This is a genomic window from Micromonospora sp. NPDC006431 (assembly GCF_042870725.1).
Lineage (GTDB): Bacteria > Actinomycetota > Actinomycetes > Mycobacteriales > Micromonosporaceae > Micromonospora.
On sequence record NZ_JBIAHQ010000006.1, the window covers coordinates 117,030 to 136,748 of the forward strand.

Consider the following 19,719-nt stretch of genomic DNA (forward strand, 5'->3'; position numbering starts at 1 on the left):
GCCTCACGCGGTGCTGACCAGCGGTGCGCCGCGCTCCCGCATGAACGGCACAGGATTGATGGCGCCCCGGCTGGACCGGTCGCCGTCGGTGTGCACCTCGAAGTGCAGATGCGGGCCGGAGGAGTTTCCGCTGCTGCCGGAGTAGCCGATCACCTGGCCCGCCGCCACAGCCTGCCCGGGCGCCACCGCGGGCCGTTGGATCAGGTGGCAGTAGCGGGTGACGTAACCGCCGGCGTGCAGGATGTCCACGAACCAGCCGCAGCCGCCCTTGCCCGGCCAGCCGTCCCGGTCGCAGTCCCGCCGTCCCGAGTGGTCGGGGTCGCAGCGGGCCACCAGCACCCGGCCGACGGCCGCGGCGTGGATCGGCGTCCTCTTGTCCGCATCCAGGTCGACCCCGTTGTGGCTGGGGCGTTCGGTGGTGCGGAAGCCGGAGACGATGCCGCCCGGGAGCGGAGCGGTCCAACCGGAGGCGGCGATCCGGGCGCCGGCGGCGGCGTCGCAGACCGCCTTTCCGGCGATCTCCACCGTGCGGGCCGCGCCCCCGGCGAGCGCGTCGACGATCCGGCCGGCCAGGTCCTCGTGCTTGGCGTACGCGTCCGGGAAGGCGCTGACCTGCACCCGCTGCGCCACCACGGTCAGCGGGCGCCGTTGCCAGTTCGGCACCTTCAGCAGCTTCTCGTAGAACTTGCCGGCGGCGTAGGACGGCGTCATCCGCTGCTGGACGCTGCCCCAACCGGGCCGCTGCTGGAACAGGCCAAGCGAGTCGTGGTCGGAGCCGACGCCCTCGTGCGGCAGCGTGAGCGACGCCGGCACGGTGCTGTTGGCGAGGTTGCGCAGGGCGGACTCCTGCATGGCGGTGGCCAGCGCGATGACCCAGCCCCGGGCGGGCACCTTCATGTCCTGGCCGACCTTGATGATGACGGCGGCGTTGCGCAACTGCCCCTCGCCGTACTCGGTGAAGCGCGGCATGTCCCCGGTGACGTCGACCTGGTAGGCGGCATCGCAGCCCCGGCCGGCGGTCAGGCCGTCCTTCTCGTCGCCGCCGAGCTCGGTGAGGAAGAACGCGCCGGCGCCGCCGACGCAGCAGAGCAGGGCAAGTACCGTGGTCAGCGCGGTGACCAGCACGCCGAGCCGCAACCGCCGGCGGCGCGGGACCGTCTCGTCCGCCGCGGCGCTCATTGCCGCTCCCAGTCGACCACGTCCACCAGCCACCGCCCGTCCGAGACCACCAGTTCCAGCCGGAGCCGGCCGTTGTCGAGCGGGACCAGCGCCTCCACGAACGACTCCGTCCGGGGCCGGAGGGTCACCTGGCCGGCCACCCGCCGGGCCGGCACGCTCTCCGGGTCCGCGCCGGTCAGCTTCTCGGTCAGCGCGCTCGTGGACAGCGGCCGCAGGCGGCTCTGCCAGTCCTCCCCGTTGCTGCCGGGGCCGGTCAGCCAGGCGGTGGTGAAGCGGCCGGCGGTCTGCTCGGGGGTCAACTCGCCCGGCCGGGTCTTCGGCGAGGGCGGCGGCGCCGAACTCGCCAGCACGCCGTCGTCACCGGCCTCCGGGTCGACCGTGCTGATCGGCTCACGTGGCCGGTTGCTCAGGCCAGCGGTCGGGTCGACCGGACCGGAGAGCAGCCGGGCCGCGCCGATCACGCCGAAGACCAGGGCGGCGATCACGAGCGCGACGCCGAGCCGGGACCGCAGGACCCGGGTGACCAGGAATTCCAGCGCCCGACGCATCAGCCTCACCGCGCCTCGGAGCGCACCCGAGGGGCCGGGTCGGCCGGCGCGCGGTCGGTCGAGCCCGGCCGGTAGACGGCGAAGGAGGGAGCCTCCTCGGGCACGTCGGGCTCCGTCCAACTCGCCGGCTGCCGGCGGGGGCGTGGCGCGGTGCTGCGGCGTGCGCCCGGCGGCTCGGGCGCCGGTGTCACCTCGGCTCGCTCCCGCCCGTCCGGCCGCTGGCGTTCGGCGACCCCGGCGTGCGACGGGTCCTCGTGCCGGGCCTCCGGCCGGAGGCTGCTCTGCTCGAGCGTGACGCCGCGCCGCCGGCCGATCGCCGGCTCGGCGGTGCCGCCGGGCTCGGCCACGTCCAGCCGCGCCGCCACCCGCATGTCGCGGAAGAACCGGCGGTGCCAGGAGCCGGCCGAGCTGATCGCCTCGCTGCTGTCCTTGCCGCCGAGCTGGGTGATCCGCCGGTACGGGCGGAGCAGCAGCCAACCCACCACGCCGCAGAGCCAGACCAGGACCACCTGGAGCCAGCCGGGCAGTGCGGGCGTGTTCATGATGAGGTCGACCGCGAACAGATAGATGGCCGCGCCGGTGCCGAAGATGGCGATGTTGAAGACCGCCGCGACCACCGCGTTCGCCAGCCGGCGGAGGCCGGCGCTCGCCGGACGCAGCAGACCGACCGTGCCGAGGATCGGCGCGGCGATCACCGCCCAGCGGAAGATCAGGAAGCCGAGCAGCACCAGCAGTGAGGCGGTCAGGTCGAACATCGCGAAGAGGAGCGAGGCCAGCACCGCGATGAACCCGGCCCCGATCCGGTCCATGTCGCGGACGCCCTGAAGGTACTCGTACGCCTCCGGGTCCTCGGTCTTGATCTGCTCCGCGACCTTCGCCCACTGCTGCTGCTTGGCCTTGATGACCACGTCACGAGTGGCGGGGTGGGCCCGAATCGACTGCGCCTCTCCCCAGGTGAGCGACTTGGCGTCGTAGAGCGCCGGACCGTACTTCTTGGCGGTCTCGCTGTCGGCCGAGCCGAGCATGCCCCGCAGCCAGTTCCGGTAGAGCATCGTCTCGGTGGCGGTGTCGCTGGCTCGTACGGCGGGCGGCCGCTTGTCGATGCAGGCGTCCGGATTCGGCAGCGCACACTTGTCCGCCGGGATGTCCTTGGACCCCGGCCCGACGGCGTCGTGCACCACGCCCAGTGTGGTGATCAGGGTGCTGTCGGCGACGTTCGCCGACTTCACCGGCCAGGCGGCCAGGGCGGTCACCGCCACCATCACCAGCAACGCCCAGCCGGCCGTGGTCATGGCGTTGCTCATGTCCGACTGGCGTGACCGCCAGAGCAGGTAGAGGCCGACCACGCAGAGCGTGATGATGCCGAAGACGCTGAACACCTTCTGGAAGACGGCCTTCGTGGCCTGCTCCACCAGCGGGTCCGCCCAGGCCCACATGGAGCGCGGGTCCCAGGCCCGTTCCCGCAACGCGTTGGACGCGCCGATGACCGCGTTGGCGAACATGAACTCGCCGTTGGCGACCAGGGTGGTGAAGCGGTAGTCGGGGTGGAGCACGGCCGAGGCGCAGCCGCCGTCGATGTCGTACGTCGTGTAGCTGTACCCGGCGTAGCCGTAGTCGCTGTAGAGCCCCTTGGGGCCGGGGAGCTTGGCGGAGTCGGGGCGGGAGGCGAACCAGCCGGCCAGGCCCGAGTCGGGCGCGCCGGGTACGGGTGCGTTGCGGCAGGTCGCCGCATCCTCGGTGACTGCGTTCAGCTTGGCTACGCAGGCACGGAAGTCGGCCTGCCACTGCGTGGTGGTACACAGTTCGGCCGGTGCCGGGGTGGGTTCGGCGGCGTACGCGGGTGTCGCCCCGACCACCGGCCAGGCGATGGTGGCCACGGCGAGTACGCCGAGCGTGAGGAGGAGCGCCGCGATCCGTGCCCGGGCCCTCGCCATGTCACGCCTCCAGATCAGCCAGGACGGTCGGCAGCTGCCCGGCTGCCTGGGCGGCGGCGGGGGTCGTGTCCAGGTGGTCCAGCAGCCCGTCCACGTACGACACGTCGACCCGGACCTTCTGCACCCGCCCATCGACGTCGCGCATCACGAATTCGCGGAAGCCGAGTCGGGCGGCCGATCCGGAATCCGCCTGGGAGAGCGAGGCCAGCGTGGCTTCGTAGCCGTCGTTGACCGGCACCCGCAGCAGCCGCAGCGCCTCGGAGGCGATCTCGGTGTCCTCGGCGATCCGGCCGACGAAGACGGTGGAGACCAGGTTCTGCACGTCGAGGCCGAGGATGTCCTTCGGGTTCTGCGAGGCGACCAGGGCGGCGAGGTTCCACTTGCGGGAGTCGCGGGCGAGGCGGACCAGGAACGACCGCCCGGAACGCCACCCCTCCATGAAGTGCGCCTCGTCCAGGCCGACCAGCTTCCGGGAGGACATCGAGCCGCCGTAGCAGCGGCGGACGGCCAGCCGGTGCGCGGTGTGCAGCATGGGCAGGGCGAGGGCCTCCTCGGCCGACCAGTACTCCCGCTCGATCTTGAGGTCGGGCAGCCGCAGCCCGGCCATGGTGATCACGGTGAGCGCGGCGTCCGCGCCGAGCAGCCCCTCCGGCGGCCGGCCGAAGAAGAGCATGGCCAGCGGCATCTCGGCGGTGTCCAGCAGCAGGTTGGCCAGCTCCCGGCCGGCGTCGTCGTCGAGCCCCTGGAGGCAGGCGACCACGTCGTCCAGCGTGGCGGTCTCCTCGGCCGGCACCTGGCGTACGGCGTGCCGGAACAGGGTGGCGGTGGACGCCTCCCGGGCCACCTGCGGGGGCACCAGCATCATGCAGATGTCCTGCACCAGCATCCGGCGCTCGGCGCGGGCGTTGGAGACCGCGATCTCGAACTCCCGGTCACCCGCCGATCCGGCGGCGAACTCGCTGCGCAGCGGCGTCGGGATCAGCGCGTACGGGGCGAGGGTGCCCTGGTCGGAGCCGGTCAGGTTGAGCACCCGCGCGTACGGCGCCAGCTCCGGCATCGCGCAGAGCCGGGCCAGCGGGCCGGACGGGTCGAGCAGGGTCACCTGGACGCCGCGTCGGGCGGCCAGATAGCCGAGCGCGCCGAGCAGGGTCGACTTGCCGCCGCCGGGTTCGGCGACGAAGACGGCGAGCCCGGACCGTTCCCGTACCTCCATGGGGAAGTGCAGATCGAGGAAGACCGGGCGGCGGCAGGTGCCGGCGGTGCGGCCGATCAGATCGCCGCGCCGGTCGCCGACCGTGGAGGCGGCCTGCGGCAGCGCGGCGGCGAGCAGGTTGACCGGCATCCGGCGGACGTAGCCGGTGTTGGCGATCGGCTCGCCGGGGATGAACTCGCGGGCCAGCCAGTCCTGGTTCTTCGGATGCTGGAGCGAGATCCGCAGCTCACGGGAGTAGAGCTGGATGAGCCGCCGGGCCCGCTCCAGGCACTCCTCGCGGGTCCGGCCGCCGACTGCGATCCGGTGCCAGCCGTGCGCGCGGGCCGAGTCGACCGGCAGGCCGGTGGTCATCTCGTCGCCGATCACCAGCGCCCGCTTGGCGAGCCGTTCCAGCTCCGGTGGGGCGTCGATGCCGTGCTCGGCGTAGTCGAGCTGCTGCGAGCGGATCATCCGGAGCCGGTGCTCGAGGTTCCGGAAGGAGTCGCCGGGGCCGAGGATGTCCACCCGGGTGGAGAGTTCCATCGGCCACGGCAGGCGCTCGTGGAAGTGCAGCCAGGGCTCGTGCCGCTCGGGGATCTCCAGCGGCTCCATCCGGCCGACCGCGAGCACGGCCACGTGCCGCTCCTCGCCGGTCATCCGGTTGACCAGCTTCACCGTCGAGCCGTACGGGGTGCGGTAGCGCTCGACCTGCTCGGTGAGGGCGAGCAGGTCGCCGCGTTCCCACCGGCCGTTGGTCACCGGGGAGAGCGCGCCGGGTGGCGCCATGCAGAGCGCGACGGAGCGGTAGAGCAGCCACTCCAGCTCCTGCGCAGTGACCCGGCGGCCCCGCATGCCGAACGCCCCGAGCACCTCGTCGAACTGCTCGACCGTGCGGCCCAGCCGGCGGCGTTCGCCGTCGGCGGTGCCCCGGCCGAAGGTGCGCAGCAGCCGCTCGGTGAGGGAGTCGCCCAGCGACCGGCGGGCGAAGGTGACCCCGAGGTAGGTCTGCCCCTCGGCGTGGTTGACCGCCATCAGGTGCCGCTGCGCGGCGACCAGGTGGTCGGCCCAGCCGGGCGTACCGGGCACGTCGGGCAGCGGCGCGGCGGTGTGCGCGTCGATGGTGCGGGCCCACTCGTCGGCCGGGAACGGCCGGGTGGTGCGGCGCAGGTGCAGCCGGAAGCCGGCGAGGCCGGCGTACTGCTCGGAGATTGCCGAGAGCAGCGCCTCGCGCTCGGCGTCGGGGCGGAACGCCCAGCGCACCTCGGGCAGCCAGTACCAGGCGGTGACCGTGTTCGGGGTGAAGGTGAGGTGACCGGCGATCTCGGTGACAGCCAGCTCCACCGACGGGTCCCGGTCGCCGAACTTGATCTTCGGGGGGCGGACCCGAACCGGCTTGACGGGCTTCCCGCTCAGCTCGGCGGACTGCTGCCGCGGCGGGGTCACCTCCCGGCCGGGCGCGGTGGCCACCTCGCGACCGTTCGACCGGGTGGCCGGTTCCATGCGCCGGTCGGTGCGGGGGGCCGGGCGGTCGACCGGGGGCGCCGGGTCGGCCAGGTCCGGCTCGGTGGTCGACCGGAGCGCGGGGAGCCGGTCGCCGGCCTGGTGCGGTACCCGGGTACGGGCGGGTGCCGGGTCGAGGGCGGCCGGCCGTTCCACCGCCGAGGCGCCGTGCAAGGGTGCGGCCTCGGGGGCCTCCCGGGGTCGGCCCACCGGCCGTACGCCGGGGGCGCTCTCCCGGCGCCGGGCGCCGGGCAGCTCGTCCTCCGGTGCGCCACCGTGTTCGCCCTGCGACGGCGGAAGCGGTTCGGTCGGGGCGGCGGGCTGGTGCGGGATGGGCAGCGCCTCCCGCCCGACGCCCCGGCGGGGCGGCGCCACCACCGGCGTCGGCTCCGTCGGAGGCGGGCCGGCCGGAGGGCTGGCGGGTCGGGCCGGACGCCGTGCGCCGGGCTGCGCGCCGCCGAACAGGTCGAGGAACGGCGAGTCGATGTCGCCGCTGTCGCCGGCCGCCGGCATCCGCTGCTCGGAGCCGGGCGGGCGGGGCGACACCGGGCGGGGCGGTTGGAAGACCCCGACCCGACCGTGCCCGGGGCTGGTGACCAGGGCCGGGTCGAGCGCGACCTCGTCGAGCTCCTCGTCCTGCGGGTAGTCGAACGATCGCGCTCGGTTACCGTGCGGCCCGGCCGGACGTCCGGCCGGGGAGCCCGGCGTGGAAGAGCGACTCATGCGACCGCCTCACCCGCGTCGTTCGTCCGCGCCGGCGGCGTACGCCCGGTCATGCCAGTTCCTCCCGGATCCTGATCCGGCTCGCCACCAGCCGCGGGTCGCGCAGCTCGGCGGCCGGCTCCCGGGTGCGTCGCCAGTCCGTCAGCGCGGTCCGGATGACCATGCGCGCCGGTCGGTCCGGGTCGACGTGCCGGAAGATGAACGAGGTGGTCACGATGGCCAGCGAGATCTCCCAGGCGGGGAAGAGCTCCACCTGCAACGTGAACAGCCAGTGGATGAACATGTAGAGGGGTACGAGCAGCATGAACAGGCCGTACTGGGCGTACGGCAGGTGGACGGGCAGGGTGTACCCGGGCGGCCCGAGGTAGACGAGACGAGCCCGGTAGATGTCGTCGTCGGTGCGCAGCCGCATGGTCGCCCGCGCCTATTCGAAGATCAGGTTGATCAGGTAGTCGCCGACGAAGAAGAGTGTGGCGGCGCCGGCGATGAAGGCCAGGCCGACGATGGCGATCGCGGAGCTGGTCAGCACCTTGGAGATCTCGCCCCGGCTGGCCCGCCCGATGAAGATGACGCCGAGCACCGCGAGCAGGATCGGCGCGATCTTGCTGGCGAAGAAGCTGACGATGCTCTCGGTGGCGATGCCCTTGGGTGCCGGCTCGGCGAGTGGAGTCGACGCCAGGGTGTGGAGCGCGTGGTCGACGGCTGCCGTCGCCGCCCCCATGAGCTCGGTGGCGATCACTGGAAACCTCCCCATGTCGCGGCCGGCGGCGCCGCGGCGGTGCAGTAGGCAAGCCTGGCGGGATGGTGCACATTGGGCACAGCGTGCGCGACGCTGTGTTCGTCACCCACCACGGAGAGTGGCGGGCTTTGGGGGGATTCTTCCCGCTTCGGCCCTCCCTCCAGGCTTCGCCATCTCGATGCTGGGCAATTCCAAAGCGTACGGGCCGGCCCCCTTTGCGACAACCCGCGAAGAGTCGACCCGGAGCGACCCGGACGACCGATCGTACATCTGTTCCAATCCGCATGTCAGGGCCGTCGTGGCCGGTTGCCGCCCGGGCCGCCGGAAGCCCTGTTGGCGACCGGTACTGTCGGGTCGTGACCGAGCTGGTACGGGCGCAGGCCCCGGTGGTGATGGGCGTCCTGAACGTCACGCCCGACTCCTTCTCCGACGGCGGCAGGTACGCCGATCTCGACGCGGCCGTCGGACACGGAGTGCGACTGCGTGCGGCCGGCGCGGACCTGGTCGACGTGGGTGGCGAGTCCACCCGGCCGGGCGCCGACCGGGTCGACGCGGAGACCGAGACAGCCCGGGTGCTGCCGGTCATCCGCGAGTTGAGCGCCGCCGGCATCCCGGTCAGCATCGACACCAGCCGGGCCCGGGTGGCCGAGGCGGCCCTCGCCGCCGGCGCGGACGTGGTCAACGACGTCTCCGGCGGCCTCGCCGACCCGGACATGGCCCGGGTGGTCCGGGACGCCGGCTGCCCCTGGGTGCTCATGCACTGGCGGGGGCACTCACGCGAGATGCGCGACCTGGCCAGCTATGGCGACGTGGTGGCCGACGTCCGGACCGAGCTGAGCCAGCGGGTCGACGAGGCGCTCACCGCCGGGATCGCCGCCGAGAAGATCATCGTCGATCCCGGACTGGGCTTCGCGAAGACCGCCGCGCACAACTGGGAACTCAGCGCCCGCCTGCCCGAGCTGGTGGACCTCGGCTTCCCGCTGCTGTTCGGGTCGAGCCGGAAGTCGTACCTGGGCCGGCTGCTCGCCGACGCCGACGGCACCCCCCGGCCCACCTCCGGCCGCGAGGCGGCCACCATCGCCACCAGCGTGCTCGCCGTGGCGGCCGGGGCCTGGGGGGTACGGGTGCACGACGTCCGCGGCACCGCCGACGCGCTCGCCGTCTGGCGGGCCACCGGCCGCCCGTGCCTGGCGACCACCGTGCGGGAGGGGGACCGGTGAGCGCGAGGAGTGAGCCGGTTTTGCGAGCCCCGCAGTCGCGAACGAAGGGGGCACGGTGAGCGCGAGGAGTGAGCCGGTTTTGCGAGCCCCGCGGTCGCGAACGAAGGGGGCACGATGACCGACCGGATCGAGCTGACCGGCCTGCGCGCGCACGGCCGGCACGGGGTATACGACTTCGAGCGTGCCCAGGGGCAGGAGTTCGTGGTCGACGCGGTGCTCGAACTCGACCTCGCCCCGGCCGCGCGCTCCGACGAGGTGACCGACACCGTGCACTACGGCGAGCTGGCCGAGCGGCTGGTCGCCGTGATCACCGGCGAGCCGGTCAACCTGATCGAGACACTCGCCGACCGGCTGCTTGCGGTCTGCCTGGCCGAACCGCTGGTCGCCGCCGCCACCGTCACCGTCCACAAGCCCGAGGCCCCGATCCCGCACACCTTCCGGGACGTGGCCGTGACGATGCGGCGTACCCGGTGACCCGGGCCGTGCTGTCGATCGGCAGCAACCTCGGTGACCGGCTGGCCCACCTCCGCGCGGCGGTGGCCGCGTTCGGCGACGCGGTGCTGGTCGTCTCCGGCGTCTACGAGACTCCACCGTGGGGGGACGACGACCAGCCCGCGTACCTGAACGCGGCGGTGCTGGTCGGCGACCCGGCGGCGACCCCCGGCGACTGGCTGGCCCGGGCCCGGGCCGCGGAGCGGGCGGCCGGGCGGACCCGGGACCCGGAGCGCCGGTACGGGCCGCGCACCCTCGACGTGGACGTGATCGCGGTCTGGGACGACGCCGGTGCGCCCGTGCTGAGCGACGATCCGGAGCTGACCCTGCCGCACCCCCGCGCCCACCTGCGGGCCTTCGTGCTGCGGCCGTGGATCGACATCGAACCGCACGGCCGGCTGCCCGGGCACGGCTGGCTGACCGACCTGCTCAACGCCGAGCCGCTGGCCGGGGACGCTCTGGAACTCAGCCCTCGACCGGATCTGGCGTTACAGTCGGACCCATGACCCAGTGGAGCCGGGCGGCATGAGCGAGCGAATCATCCGGCACTGTGCCGCGGAGCCTCAGGCGGGTGCCGAGCGGAGCGAGGCGACCGCATGAGTCAGGCGCAGTTCCCGCGCGACCCCGAACGATGGCGGATGGGTCCCACCCGGATCTCCACACTGGTGGTGGCCGGGCTGGCCGCCGCCGCGTTGGCCTGGCTGCTGATCAGCAGCTTCTACTACCCCAGCGCGCCGAACCTGCCCTGGCTGCCGGTGGTCACGCTGGCCGGCCTCGCCGTGCTTGAGGGGTACGCGGCGGTCAACACCCGCGGCCGGATCGAACGCCGACCCGGGCGGGACCCGGTGAATCCGCTGCTGGTCGCCCGGTTCGTGGTGCTGGCCAAGGCGTCATCGCTGGCCGGGGCGATCTTCGCCGGCTTCTACGCCGGGCTGACCGGGTGGCTCTTCGTCGAGCGGACCAACGCCGCCGTCGGCGACCGGCCGGCCGCCGTGGCCGGGCTGGTCGCCTCGCTCGCCCTGGTCGCGGCGGCGCTCTGGCTGGAGCGGTCCTGCCGGGTGCCGGAGCAGGAGGACGACGAGGACCGCGATCCCGGCGACCGGGAGACTCCGCGCGGCCGCCTCTGATCAGGGGTTCCCACCATCCGCGCCCGCAGGTACCGTGCCTGGCGACCGGAGAGCAACGGCCGCCGCCGGTCCGCCCGAGCGTCGGACGGCACGGCCGGGCGACGTGGGAGGCGCGGGTCATGGGGTACGACCAAACGGGCCCGGCCGAGTCGTCCGGGGTGCCCGCCGCCGTGCTGGCGAACGTCTTCGACGACCCCGCGCACGGCGAACCCGGCCGCGACCGGATCGCCGTACACGTGGTCTGGGAGTTCCTGCTGCTGGCCGGGCTGGCCGCGCTGACCTGGCTGCTCTGGCGCGCGGACACGGACGCGCTGCGCGGCAGCGGCCTGAAGACCCTCCTGGTCGCCGTGGCCGGGCTCGGGCTGCTCGCCCTCGCCGCCGGGCTGAGCCTGCGCGCCGCCGTGGTGAATCTGGCGGTCGGCCCGGTCGCGGTGGCCGCTGCCCTGCACTACGCCGAGCAGGGCGACCGGGGCGTCCAGGAGGCATTGCTCCCCGCGCTGGCGGTGGCGGTGCTCGGCGGGCTGGCGCTGGCCCTGGCGGTGGTGGTGCTGCACGTGCCGGCCTGGGCGGCGAGCCTGGCCGGTGCGGCCGCTGTGATCGTCTACATCGAGCGGCGTACCGGCCCGGTCGTGGTCCAGGGCGGGTACGACCCCCGGCCCACCGCCCTGTACCTCGTCATCGGCTTCGCCGCGGTGGCCGTGCTCGGCGGGCTCTTCGGCGCGATACGGCCGATCCGGCGGCTGGTCGGGCGGTTCCGGCCGGTCGCCGACCCGGCCCGGCGCCGGGGCGCGGTCGCCGCCACGGTGGCGGCGTTCGCCATGATCGGCTCCACCGTGCTGGCGATGCTCGGCGGCATGCTGATCGCGGCGAACGGCAGCGGCCCGGTCGCGCCGGCCACCGGGCTGGACTGGTCGGTGCTGGCGCTCGGCACCGCGATGCTCGGCGGCACCAGCGCGTACGGCCGGCGCGGCGGGATCTTCGGCACGCTGTTCGCGGTGAGCCTGGTGGAGGTCTTCCTGGTCTGGGCGGCGGCGCAGGGCTGGACGATCAGCCGGTGGGCCGTCGGCGGGGCGACGCTCGGCATCGGGCTGCTGGTCACCCGGCTGGTCGAGAAGTTCGGCCGGCCGCGGCCGGCCCTCGTCCCGGCGGAGTTGGGGCCGCCCGGCGATCCCACGATCAGCTCCGGCTGGGCGTTGGCCCGGCCGCCGGAGCCGGCCGACGACTGGCCCTCGGTGCTGCCGGTACGCACCGACCCGACCGTCGACACGTGGGACGCCCCGCGCTGGGAGAGCGAGCCGCGCCGCTGGGACACCGACGACCGCTGACGGCACCGGACGGCGTCGATCGCGGTCGTCGCCGGCGATGACGGGCTGAACCTGATCTCGCCGGTTAGGCTCGGCGGCATGAGCGAGCGCCAGCGAGCGAATCATCAGCCCAGCCCGGTCGTGCCTCATGCCGTCGCCGAGCGAAGCGAGGCGGCGGCATGAGCGAGACTCCTGCCGCCGGCGCCGGCGGCCGTACCTTCGACGAGCTCGACCGGCTCTCCACCGAGGAACTGCGCGAGCAGGCGTTCGCCCTGGCCCGGGAGCGCCGCGACGTCGGGTTCTTCTGGTCGGTGCTGCGGCACCTGCCCAACTCGGACGAGGCCGCCGCCCTGGACGGCGCCCCCAACTCGGTCGGGCCGACCATCGACGAGGCCAACGCGCTGTGGCGGGAGCTGACCGGCCACGGCTACGAGGAGTCCGCCCCGCTGCTGCGGGCCGCGTTCATCGACTACCTGCTGAAGCACTGACGGATGGCCGTCCGCCGACCCAGGGCGGTGGCGCGCAGGTTTGCCCGGCGGGGTGCGTCGGGCACTGACCGTCCCATGGCGCTGCGCAACCGCTCCCGGGCCGTCAGCAGGTACGGCACGGCCGCCGGCACCGGCGCCCTCGCCGCGCTCCTCCTCGTCGGCGTGTGCGGCAGCCCGATGTACGTGGGCTGGGTGCAGGATCACACCGACCCGAACGGGGCCGGCGGCTGGTTTCTGCGGCTGGTCGCCTGGCCGGCCTGGCGGTTGCACGTCGACGACCCGTCCCAGGGGGTGCTCGCCGCCGACCTGCGGGCGATCCTGCTGGTGATCCTGGCCGCCGCCCTCCTCTACCTGCTGCCCGCCGCACAGGTGGCCCGGGTGCAGGGCTCGGCCAGCCAGTTCCTCTCCGGCTGGGCGGCGTACGCCCTGGCCGGCGGGTTCGCCGGGCTGCTGGCCACCCTCCTCGGGCCGGGCGGATCGCTCCTCGCCGCCTTCCAGACCGCCAGCGCCGGGGTCGGCTACGGCTTCTTCGCGGGCTGGATCATCGGCCTGGCCAGCCTCGGCGGCCGCGCCTGAACCGGCCCACGCCGCGGCGCCCCGCGCCCGCCGTCCGCTCACGGCGTTCCGCCCCCGCCGCCGCTCAGTCCGCCACGGCGCCCAGTTCCAGCAGCCGGGACCGGCTGAGCAGCCCGACCGGCCGCCCCTCCTTGGTGACCACGGCGTGCTCGGCGGCCGAGCTGAGCAGCGCGGCCAGTGCGTCGTACGCCGAGCCGCCCAGCGGCACCGCCGGCAGGTCCGACCCGTCACCGGCCGGGAGCGGCTCCAGCACCTCGTGGGTGACCGGGGTGACCGCCAGCCGGCGGATGCCCCGGTCGGCGCCGACGAACTCGCGCACGAACGGCGAGGCGGGCGACCCGAGCAGGGCGGCCGGGGTGTCGTACTGCTCCAGCCGGCCACCCTCGGAGAGCACCGCGATCCGGTCGCCCAGTCGCACCGCCTCGTCGAGGTCGTGGGTCACCAGCACGATGGTCTTGCGGACCTCGGCCTGGAGCCGCAGGAACTCCTCCTGCAGCCGGGTCCGGACGATCGGGTCGACCGCCGAGAAGGGCTCGTCCATCAGCAGCACCACCGGGTCGGCGGCGAGCGCGCGGGCCACCCCCACCCGCTGCCGCTGGCCGCCGGAGAGCTCGTGCGGGTAGCGGCGGCCGAACTGTGCCGGGTCGAGGCCGACCAGCTCCAGCAGCTCGTTCACCCGGTCCCGGGTCCGCCCGCGCGGCCAGCCGAGCAGCCCGGGCACGGTCGCCACGTTGGCGGCGACCGTCTGGTGCGGGAAGAGGCCGACGTTCTGGATGACGTACCCGATGCGGCGGCGCAGCGCCACCGGGTCGACCCGGGTGACGTCGTCGTCGCCGAGCAGGATCCGGCCGTCGGTCGGCTCGATCAGCCGGTTGATCATGCGGAGCACGGTGGACTTGCCGCAGCCGGACGGGCCGATCAGCACCACCAGCTCGCCGGCCTTCACCTCCAGGCTCAGCTCCCGCACCGCCTCCGTGCCGTCGGGGTAGCGCTTGCGGATGCGCTCGAGAGTGATCGATGCCGCGCTGTGTCCGCCGGCGGATCCCGGGGTAACGTCCACGTGTGTCCCTCCACCTCAGCTACCGGGCCGCGCCGGGTAACCCGTGGTTCTCCTGGCAGTACGTGCGGGACAACTCTGACACGATCCTCGCGGCGCTGCGCGAGCACGCCTGGCTGACCGGCCGGGCGGTGCTGATCGCCGCGCTGGTGGCGCTGCCGCTGGCGGTGGCCGCGTACTGGTTCCGGTCGCTGTCCGGGCCGATCCTGGCGCTGGCCGGGGCGCTGTACACGATCCCGTCGCTGGCCCTGTTCGCCTTCCTCGCGCCATACCTGGGCATCGGCGCGGTCACCGTGCTCAGCGTGGTGGCGCTGTACGCGCTGCTGGTCATCGTGCGCAACGCGTTGGCCGGGCTCAACCAGGTGCCGCCCGAGGTCCGGGAGGCCGCCGAGGGGATGGGGTACGGCCGCTGGGGCCGCCTGTTCCGGATCGAGTTGCCGCTGGCCCTGCCCGGCATCCTCACCGGCCTGCGGCTGGCCACCGTCTCCACGGTGGCGCTGGTCACGGTCGGGGTGGTGGTCGGCCGGGGCGGCCTCGGGCAGCTCATCTTCGCCGGCTTCCAGAACAACTTCTACAAGGCGGAGATCATGACCGGCACGGTGCTCTGCGTCCTGCTGGCGCTGGTGCTGGACCTGGTCCTCGCCGGCGTCGGCCGGCTGCTCACCCCCTGGCTCCGGCGGCGGGCCGCATGAACCCCGTCGAGCAGGCCGTGGTCTGGCTGAACGACCCGCTGAACTGGACGAACCCGGGCGGCATCCTGGACCGGCTCGGCGAGCACCTGAGCATCTCCGCGCTGGCGGTGCTGCTGGGCTGCCTGGTGGCCTGGCCGGTCGGGCTCTGGCTGGGGCACACCGGCCGGGGCGGGGGTGCCGTGCTGCTGGTGTCCAACGTCACGCTGGCCGTACCCACCCTGGCGCTGCTGACCATCCTGCCGCTCACGTTCCTCGGCTTCGGCCGCCCGGCCGTGGTGGTCGCGCTCGCGGTGTTCGCGGTGCCGCCGCTGCTGGCCAACGCGTACACCGGGGTGCGGCAGGCCGACCCGGAGGCCCGGGACGCGGCGCGGGGCATGGGGCTGTCCGGCGGGCAGTTGCTGCGCGGGGTGGAGCTGCCGCTCGCGGTGCCCTACCTGGCCGCCGGGTTCCGTACCGCCGCAGTGCAGGTGGTCGCCACCGCGGCGCTGGCCTCCTTCGTCAACGGCGGCGGGCTGGGGCAGATCATCCGGGCCGGCTTCGGGCTGGACATCGCGGCCGGCGGTGGCCAGATCATCGCCGGCGGGGTGTTGGTCGGCGGGCTGGCGCTGCTGGTCGAGGGGGTGCTCGCGCTGGTGGAGCGGGCCGTGACGCCGCGCCCGCTGCGGCGGGCCCGAGGCGCGGCGAACCGGCGTGTGACCGACGCCACTGCGGGTGCCTGAACCGAGCGAAACGGCGTGCCGGGTGACGATCCGGTGACGAAATCGGCTCGGAGTTTGTCGGTCCGGCCCGGAGGATATTGGCTGGAATCGCGGGCGGCCGACCGGATCGCCCGTCGGACACGCGGCCGGCCCGAGACGGGTCGCGCCGGGACACGGAAGGCGGGCAATCGATGCGCGCACGTACACGCCTGGCCGTCGGGGCACTCGGCGCCCTCACCGCGGCGGGCCTGCTCACCGGCTGCGGTGACGCCGGTTCCTCGGGCACCGACGCCCCCCAGCAGGGTGCCTCCGGGGCCGGCTGCGCCCCGGTCGCGGGCGACCAGCTGGTCGTCCTCACCGACGACAAGAAGCTGCAGAACACCGACAACGTCCTCCCCGCGATCAACAAGAAGGCCGCCACCCCGCAGCTGGTCGCCGCGCTGGACAAGGTCTCCGCGGAGCTCGACACCCCCAAGCTGATCGAGCTGAACCGGGCGGTCGACGTCGACCGGAAGACCCCGCAGGTCGCGGCGAAGGCGTTCGCCGACGCCAACGGCGTCACCCAGGGCGTGGAGCAGGGCCCGGGTGGCCAGGTCACGGTCGGCGCGGGCAACTTCAGCGAGAGCCAGACCATCGCCGAGCTCTACAAGATCGCGCTCACCGCGGCCGGCTACCAGGTCAAGGTGCAGACGATCGGCAACCGTGAGCTCTACGAGCCGGCCCTGGAGAAGGGCGAGATCCAGGTCGTCCCCGAGTACGCGGCCACCATGGCCGAGTTCCTCAACACCAAGGCCAACGGCAAGGACGCCGAGCCGATCTCCTCCCCCGAGCTGGACAAGACGGTCAGCGCGTTGACGGCGGCGGGCGACAAGGTCGGCATCACCTTCGGCCAGCCGTCCCAGGCCCAGGATCAGAACGCCTTCGCGGTCACCAAGGCCTTCGCCGACAAGTACCAGCTCGCCACGCTCTCCGACCTGGCGAGCAAGTGCTCCGGCCAGGCCACTGTGCTGGCCGGCCCGCCGGAGTGCCCGCAGCGGCCGAAGTGCCAGGCCGGCCTGGTCCAGGTCTACGACTTCAAGGCCGGCTCGTTCAGCTCGCTGGACGCGGGTGGCCCGCAGACCAAGAACGCGCTGAAGACCGGGGCGGCCAGCGTCGGCCTGGTCTTCTCCTCCGACGCCGCGCTCGCCGCGAGCTGACCTCCCGCGACCGGCTCGGCGCGGCTGACGCCGTCCCGCCGACCTGTAAAAGTCGCCGGTCGCCGACGGACCGAACCGGGTCCGTCGGCGACCGGACCCGGCCGGGACGCCCAGCAGCGAATGCCTGGCCGGCGCCGTTACATCGGTGCTTTCGGCCCGTTCCCTACCGGGGCAACTCTCGGTAGTCTGCTCAGCCATGCCCGCCCCGGTCGCTCCCGCCGAAAAGCGCACGCCATCGCTACTGAACGTTCTGTTCTGGATCGGGGTGGCGCTCGCGCCCCTGGCGGCGCTTCTCCTGCTGGTCGCCGACGGTGGCGGTCCGCTGCGGTTCGGTGCCGTGCTGGCGATCCTCGCCGTGGTGCTGATCGGTCTCTCCATCGCGCTGCGCGCCGAGGGCAGCGGCGGCGCGGCCGGCGTCGAGGAGGTGCGCGAGGAGATCGAGCAGCTTCGCCATGAGCTGCGCAGCGAGATCGTGGCGGCCGCGCAGCGTGGCAACCAGGCGCTCGACCAGGCGCACCGGACCCAGGAGACGGTCACCGCGTTGCGCCGCCGGCTGGACGCCGCGGCGGCCGCCGCCGGGACCGGCACGCCCGCCGCTGCGGAACCCGCCGGTGGCCGCGCCCGGGTGCCGTCCACCGAGACCTACGACGACGGCCGGGCCAGCTACGCCGCCCCGGAGCAGCCGGGCTGGGGGCAGCCCGCCGGCCGGGACGAGGACGAGCCGGCCCGCCGCCCGGAGTCCGGCACCCGTTACGGCACGGAGCGGCCCGCCCCGCCCGCCGACCGTTCGCAGCCCGGCGTCTACGGCGCCCCGCGTACGCCGGAGCCGGACGGGCGGCCGGAACCCCGGCAGGTCGGGGTGATGCATCGCACCGAGACCGTGCACGTCACCACCCGGCACACCATCGTGGACGGTGCCGCGGATCCGGCCACGGGTGGCCGCTACGGCGGCTACACCGGCCGCTGGTCCCCGGTGCCGGAGGAGCGGCCGTGGAGCGGCGCGGAGCCGGAGGAACGCCCCTGGTCCGGGTACCGGGAGGCGGAGGACGACCACGCCTGGCCGTCCGGTGACCGCCGGACCGGCCACGGCGGCGGCACCTGGTCCGGCCAGGGTGGGGCGCGGGACGGCGGCGCCTGGGCCGGGCAGGGCGGGGCACAGGACGGCGGCGCCTGGTCCGGGCAGGGCGGTGAGCGGGACCGGTCCACGGAACCGGCCGGACCGGCGGACCAGCGGTCCTGGTCGGCGGACCGCGACGGCGACCAGCAGTGGTCGACGAGCCGGGCCGCAGCCCGTGCCGAGCAGTCCTGGTCGGCGACGCAGGACGAGCGCTCCTGGGCCGGCCCGCGGGCGGGCTGGACGTCGCCGGACGGCACCGAGGTTTCGCCCGCGCCGTCCGGCCGGGCCGCCTCCGACGATCCGGACGGCGAGTACTGGTCCGAGTTGCGCGCGGGGAACCGCTGGGCGTCGGTCCGCGACGACGAGCATGGCCGGCAGGTCCGGGTCGGGGAGCGGCACGCCGCGGTGCACGCCGACGGCGCCGGCACCGAGTATCGGGTCGAGGATCGCTGGGCGTCCGTCCGCGAGCCCCAACGGGGCCACGCGGCGCCCGCCGACGCGGGAGCCGGCTGGGCGGGGGAGAACCGGCCGGCCCTGCCGGTCGGTGGGGTGCGGGTACCCGACGAGTGGCGCCCCCCGGCGCAGCGCAGCGGGCAGGCCGAGTGGCGCCAGGTGGAGCCCGAGTGGCACCAGGCCGAGCCGGAACCGGCGCGGTACGGCGACGAACGGCACGGCTACCCGCCGCGCGGCGAGGCGACCCGGGCCGCGAGCCCCCGCTCCGCCGACCGCTGGCGCTGACGCCGCCGCCCCCGAAGCCGAGGGCTACTTGTCGATGTCGCCGACCACGAAGAACATCGAGCCGAGGATGGCGATCAGGTCCGGCACCAGGCAGCCGGGGAGCAGGGTCGCCAACGCCTGCACGTTCGCGTACGAGGCGGTGCGCAGCTTGAGCCGCCACGGCGTCTTCTCGCCCCGGGACACCAGGTAGTAGCCGTTGATGCCGAGCGGGTTCTCGGTCCACGCGTAGGTGTGCCCCTCGGGGGCCTTGACCACCTTGGGCAGCCGGGTGTTCACCGGTCCGGTGAGCCGGTCCACCCGGTCCAGGCACTGCTCGGCGAGGTCGAGCGAGGCGTACACCTGGTCGAGCAGCACCTCGAAGCGGGCGTGGCAGTCCCCGGCGGTCTTCGTCACCACCGGCACGTCGAGTTGGTCGTACGCCAGGTAGGGGTCGTCTCGGCGGAGGTCCAGGTCCAGGCCGGAGGCCCGGGCGACCGGCCCGGACGCGCCGAACGCGGCGGCGTCCGCCGCCGACAGCACGCCCACCCCGACCGTCCGGGCCAGGAAGATCTCGTTCCGTCGGATCAGGTGGTCCAGGTCCGGCATCCGCCGGCGCACCTCGGCGATGGCCGCCCGGGCCCGGCCCGTCCAGCCGGCCGGCACCTCCTCTTTCAGGCCGCCGACCCGGTTGAACATGTAGTGGATCCGGCCGCCGGAGACCTCCTCCATCACCGCCTGCAGGGTCTCCCGCTCGCGGAACGCGTAGAACATCGGGGTGATCGCGCCGATCTCCAGCGGGTACGAGCCGAGGAACATCAGGTGGTTGAGCACCCGGTTCAGCTCGGCCAGCGCCATCCGCAGCCAGGTCGCGCGTTCGGGCACCTCCATGCCCATCAGCCGCTCCACGGCCAGCACCACGCCCAGCTCGTTCGCGAAGGCCGAGAGCCAGTCGTGCCGGTTGGCCAGCACGATGATCTGCCGGTAGTCGCGTACCTCGAAGAGCTTCTCCGCGCCCCGGTGCATGTAGCCGACGATCGGCTCGGCGGAGACCACCCGCTCGCCGTCGAGCACCAGCCGCAGCCGTAGCACGCCGTGGGTGGAGGGGTGCTGCGGGCCGATGTTGAGCACCATGTCGGTGCCGAGCTGCTCCCCGCCAGCGCCCGTGCCGACGGTCAGTTCGCGGAGGTCGCCGGCGTCCGTGGTCATGCCCGTCATCGTGC

General features: G+C 74.1%; 19 protein-coding genes. 11 read left to right on the forward strand and 8 right to left on the reverse strand.

The features are described from left to right. Positions 1–3: 3 nt before the first annotated feature. Genes ACFYM6_RS13740 through ACFYM6_RS13765 form a run of 6 tightly spaced genes read right to left on the reverse strand, consistent with a single transcriptional unit; the run spans position 4 to position 7,815 of the window. Entirely contained in the window at positions 4–1,179 is a 1,176-nt protein-coding gene (locus ACFYM6_RS13740) for a M23 family metallopeptidase (RefSeq protein WP_387275252.1), read from the reverse strand. Then, complete coding sequence (locus ACFYM6_RS13745) at positions 1,176–1,736, reverse strand: hypothetical protein (RefSeq protein WP_387275254.1); 561 nt, start codon at positions 1,734–1,736, stop codon at positions 1,176–1,178. Before ACFYM6_RS13745 ends, ACFYM6_RS13740 begins: the two co-directional genes overlap by 4 nt. Continuing rightward, complete coding sequence (locus ACFYM6_RS13750) at positions 1,733–3,661, reverse strand: MFS transporter (protein WP_387275256.1); 1,929 nt, start codon at positions 3,659–3,661, stop codon at positions 1,733–1,735. Before ACFYM6_RS13750 ends, ACFYM6_RS13745 begins: the two co-directional genes overlap by 4 nt. 1 nt (position 3,662) lies before the next feature. After that, on the reverse strand, positions 3,663–7,076 hold the full coding sequence (locus ACFYM6_RS13755; RefSeq protein WP_387275258.1) for an ATP-binding protein: 3,414 nt from the start codon (positions 7,074–7,076) through the stop codon (positions 3,663–3,665). Positions 7,077–7,125: 49 nt separating this feature from the next. Then, positions 7,126–7,488: a hypothetical protein gene (locus tag ACFYM6_RS13760; RefSeq protein WP_073837722.1), complete on the reverse strand. Its 363-nt coding sequence runs from the start codon at positions 7,486–7,488 to the stop codon at positions 7,126–7,128. A gap of 12 nt (positions 7,489–7,500) precedes the next feature. Next, entirely contained in the window at positions 7,501–7,815 is a 315-nt protein-coding gene (locus tag ACFYM6_RS13765; RefSeq protein ID WP_387275260.1) for a hypothetical protein, read from the reverse strand. 356 nt (positions 7,816–8,171) lie between these two features. On the opposite strand from ACFYM6_RS13765, the gene folP reads away from it, so the two are divergent. From folP to ACFYM6_RS13800, 7 genes are all read left to right on the forward strand, one after another. Further along, complete coding sequence (folP, locus tag ACFYM6_RS13770; RefSeq protein ID WP_357439527.1) at positions 8,172–9,035, forward strand: dihydropteroate synthase; 864 nt, start codon at positions 8,172–8,174, stop codon at positions 9,033–9,035. A 114-nt stretch (positions 9,036–9,149) separates the two neighbouring features. Further along, positions 9,150–9,509 (forward strand): dihydroneopterin aldolase, encoded by a 360-nt coding sequence (gene folB / locus ACFYM6_RS13775; RefSeq protein ID WP_073837725.1) that lies wholly within the window; start codon positions 9,150–9,152, stop codon positions 9,507–9,509. Next, positions 9,506–10,033, forward strand: a complete 528-nt coding sequence (folK, locus tag ACFYM6_RS13780; protein WP_387275263.1) for a 2-amino-4-hydroxy-6-hydroxymethyldihydropteridine diphosphokinase — start codon at positions 9,506–9,508, stop codon at positions 10,031–10,033. The genes folB and folK overlap by 4 nt, the downstream gene beginning before the upstream one ends. Positions 10,034–10,165: 132 nt before the next feature. Then, complete coding sequence (locus ACFYM6_RS13785; RefSeq protein ID WP_198940496.1) at positions 10,166–10,654, forward strand: DUF3180 domain-containing protein; 489 nt, start codon at positions 10,166–10,168, stop codon at positions 10,652–10,654. Positions 10,655–10,773: 119 nt separating this feature from the next. Then, entirely contained in the window at positions 10,774–11,979 is a 1,206-nt protein-coding gene (locus tag ACFYM6_RS13790; protein ID WP_387275265.1) for an ABC transporter permease, read from the forward strand. A gap of 158 nt (positions 11,980–12,137) precedes the next feature. Next, the gene (locus ACFYM6_RS13795; protein ID WP_387275267.1) at positions 12,138–12,446 is read left to right on the forward strand and encodes a hypothetical protein; all 309 of its coding nucleotides are present in this window, start codon (positions 12,138–12,140) and stop codon (positions 12,444–12,446) included. 75 nt (positions 12,447–12,521) lie between these two features. After that, entirely contained in the window at positions 12,522–13,022 is a 501-nt protein-coding gene (locus ACFYM6_RS13800; protein ID WP_387275269.1) for a hypothetical protein, read from the forward strand. 64 nt (positions 13,023–13,086) lie between these two features. Here ACFYM6_RS13800 and ACFYM6_RS13805 read toward each other — a convergent pair whose 3' ends face one another. Then, a complete protein-coding gene (locus ACFYM6_RS13805; protein ID WP_357439540.1) occupies positions 13,087–14,082 on the reverse strand; it encodes an ATP-binding cassette domain-containing protein in 996 nt (331 codons plus the stop codon). Between the two features lie 2 nt (positions 14,083–14,084). On the opposite strand from ACFYM6_RS13805, the gene ACFYM6_RS13810 reads away from it, so the two are divergent. The 4 genes from ACFYM6_RS13810 (at position 14,085) to ACFYM6_RS13825 (ending at position 18,520) form a co-directional block, all read left to right on the forward strand. After that, on the forward strand, positions 14,085–14,771 hold the full coding sequence (locus ACFYM6_RS13810; protein WP_073837732.1) for an ABC transporter permease: 687 nt from the start codon (positions 14,085–14,087) through the stop codon (positions 14,769–14,771). Beyond that, positions 14,768–15,490, forward strand: coding sequence for an ABC transporter permease (locus ACFYM6_RS13815; protein ID WP_387275272.1), 723 nt, complete (start codon positions 14,768–14,770; stop codon positions 15,488–15,490). Before ACFYM6_RS13810 ends, ACFYM6_RS13815 begins: the two co-directional genes overlap by 4 nt. A 170-nt stretch (positions 15,491–15,660) precedes the next feature. After that, positions 15,661–16,665 (forward strand): glycine betaine ABC transporter substrate-binding protein, encoded by a 1,005-nt coding sequence (locus tag ACFYM6_RS13820; protein WP_387275274.1) that lies wholly within the window; start codon positions 15,661–15,663, stop codon positions 16,663–16,665. A 196-nt stretch (positions 16,666–16,861) separates the two neighbouring features. Further along, positions 16,862–18,520, forward strand: coding sequence for a hypothetical protein (locus ACFYM6_RS13825; RefSeq protein WP_387275276.1), 1,659 nt, complete (start codon positions 16,862–16,864; stop codon positions 18,518–18,520). A 24-nt stretch (positions 18,521–18,544) separates the two neighbouring features. On the opposite strand, the gene ACFYM6_RS13830 is transcribed toward ACFYM6_RS13825, so the two are convergent. Continuing rightward, on the reverse strand, positions 18,545–19,714 hold the full coding sequence (locus ACFYM6_RS13830) for an NADH-quinone oxidoreductase subunit D (protein ID WP_387275278.1): 1,170 nt from the start codon (positions 19,712–19,714) through the stop codon (positions 18,545–18,547). Positions 19,715–19,719: the final 5 nt, after the last annotated feature.

Bases quoted from the DNA above. Each gene is read 5' to 3' on its own strand.
- ACFYM6_RS13740 (WP_387275252.1), bottom strand. From the start codon at position 1,179: ATGAGCGCCGCGGCGGACGAGACGGTCCCGCGCCGCCGGCGGTTGCGG.
- ACFYM6_RS13750 (WP_387275256.1), bottom strand. From the start codon at position 3,661: ATGGCGAGGGCCCGGGCACGGATCGCGGCGCTCCTCCTCACGCTCGGC.
- ACFYM6_RS13755 (WP_387275258.1), bottom strand. From the start codon at position 7,076: ATGAGTCGCTCTTCCACGCCGGGCTCCCCGGCCGGACGTCCGGCCGGG.
- ACFYM6_RS13760 (WP_073837722.1), bottom strand. From the start codon at position 7,488: ATGCGGCTGCGCACCGACGACGACATCTACCGGGCTCGTCTCGTCTAC.
- folB (WP_073837725.1), top strand. From the start codon at position 9,150: ATGACCGACCGGATCGAGCTGACCGGCCTGCGCGCGCACGGCCGGCAC.
- ACFYM6_RS13785 (WP_198940496.1), top strand. From the start codon at position 10,166: ATGGGTCCCACCCGGATCTCCACACTGGTGGTGGCCGGGCTGGCCGCC.
- ACFYM6_RS13790 (WP_387275265.1), top strand. From the start codon at position 10,774: ATGGGGTACGACCAAACGGGCCCGGCCGAGTCGTCCGGGGTGCCCGCC.
- ACFYM6_RS13795 (WP_387275267.1), top strand. From the start codon at position 12,138: ATGAGCGAGACTCCTGCCGCCGGCGCCGGCGGCCGTACCTTCGACGAG.
- ACFYM6_RS13800 (WP_387275269.1), top strand. From the start codon at position 12,522: ATGGCGCTGCGCAACCGCTCCCGGGCCGTCAGCAGGTACGGCACGGCC.
- ACFYM6_RS13815 (WP_387275272.1), top strand. From the start codon at position 14,768: ATGAACCCCGTCGAGCAGGCCGTGGTCTGGCTGAACGACCCGCTGAAC.
- ACFYM6_RS13820 (WP_387275274.1), top strand. From the start codon at position 15,661: ATGCGCGCACGTACACGCCTGGCCGTCGGGGCACTCGGCGCCCTCACC.
- ACFYM6_RS13825 (WP_387275276.1), top strand. From the start codon at position 16,862: ATGCCCGCCCCGGTCGCTCCCGCCGAAAAGCGCACGCCATCGCTACTG.
- ACFYM6_RS13830 (WP_387275278.1), bottom strand. From the start codon at position 19,714: ATGACGGGCATGACCACGGACGCCGGCGACCTCCGCGAACTGACCGTC.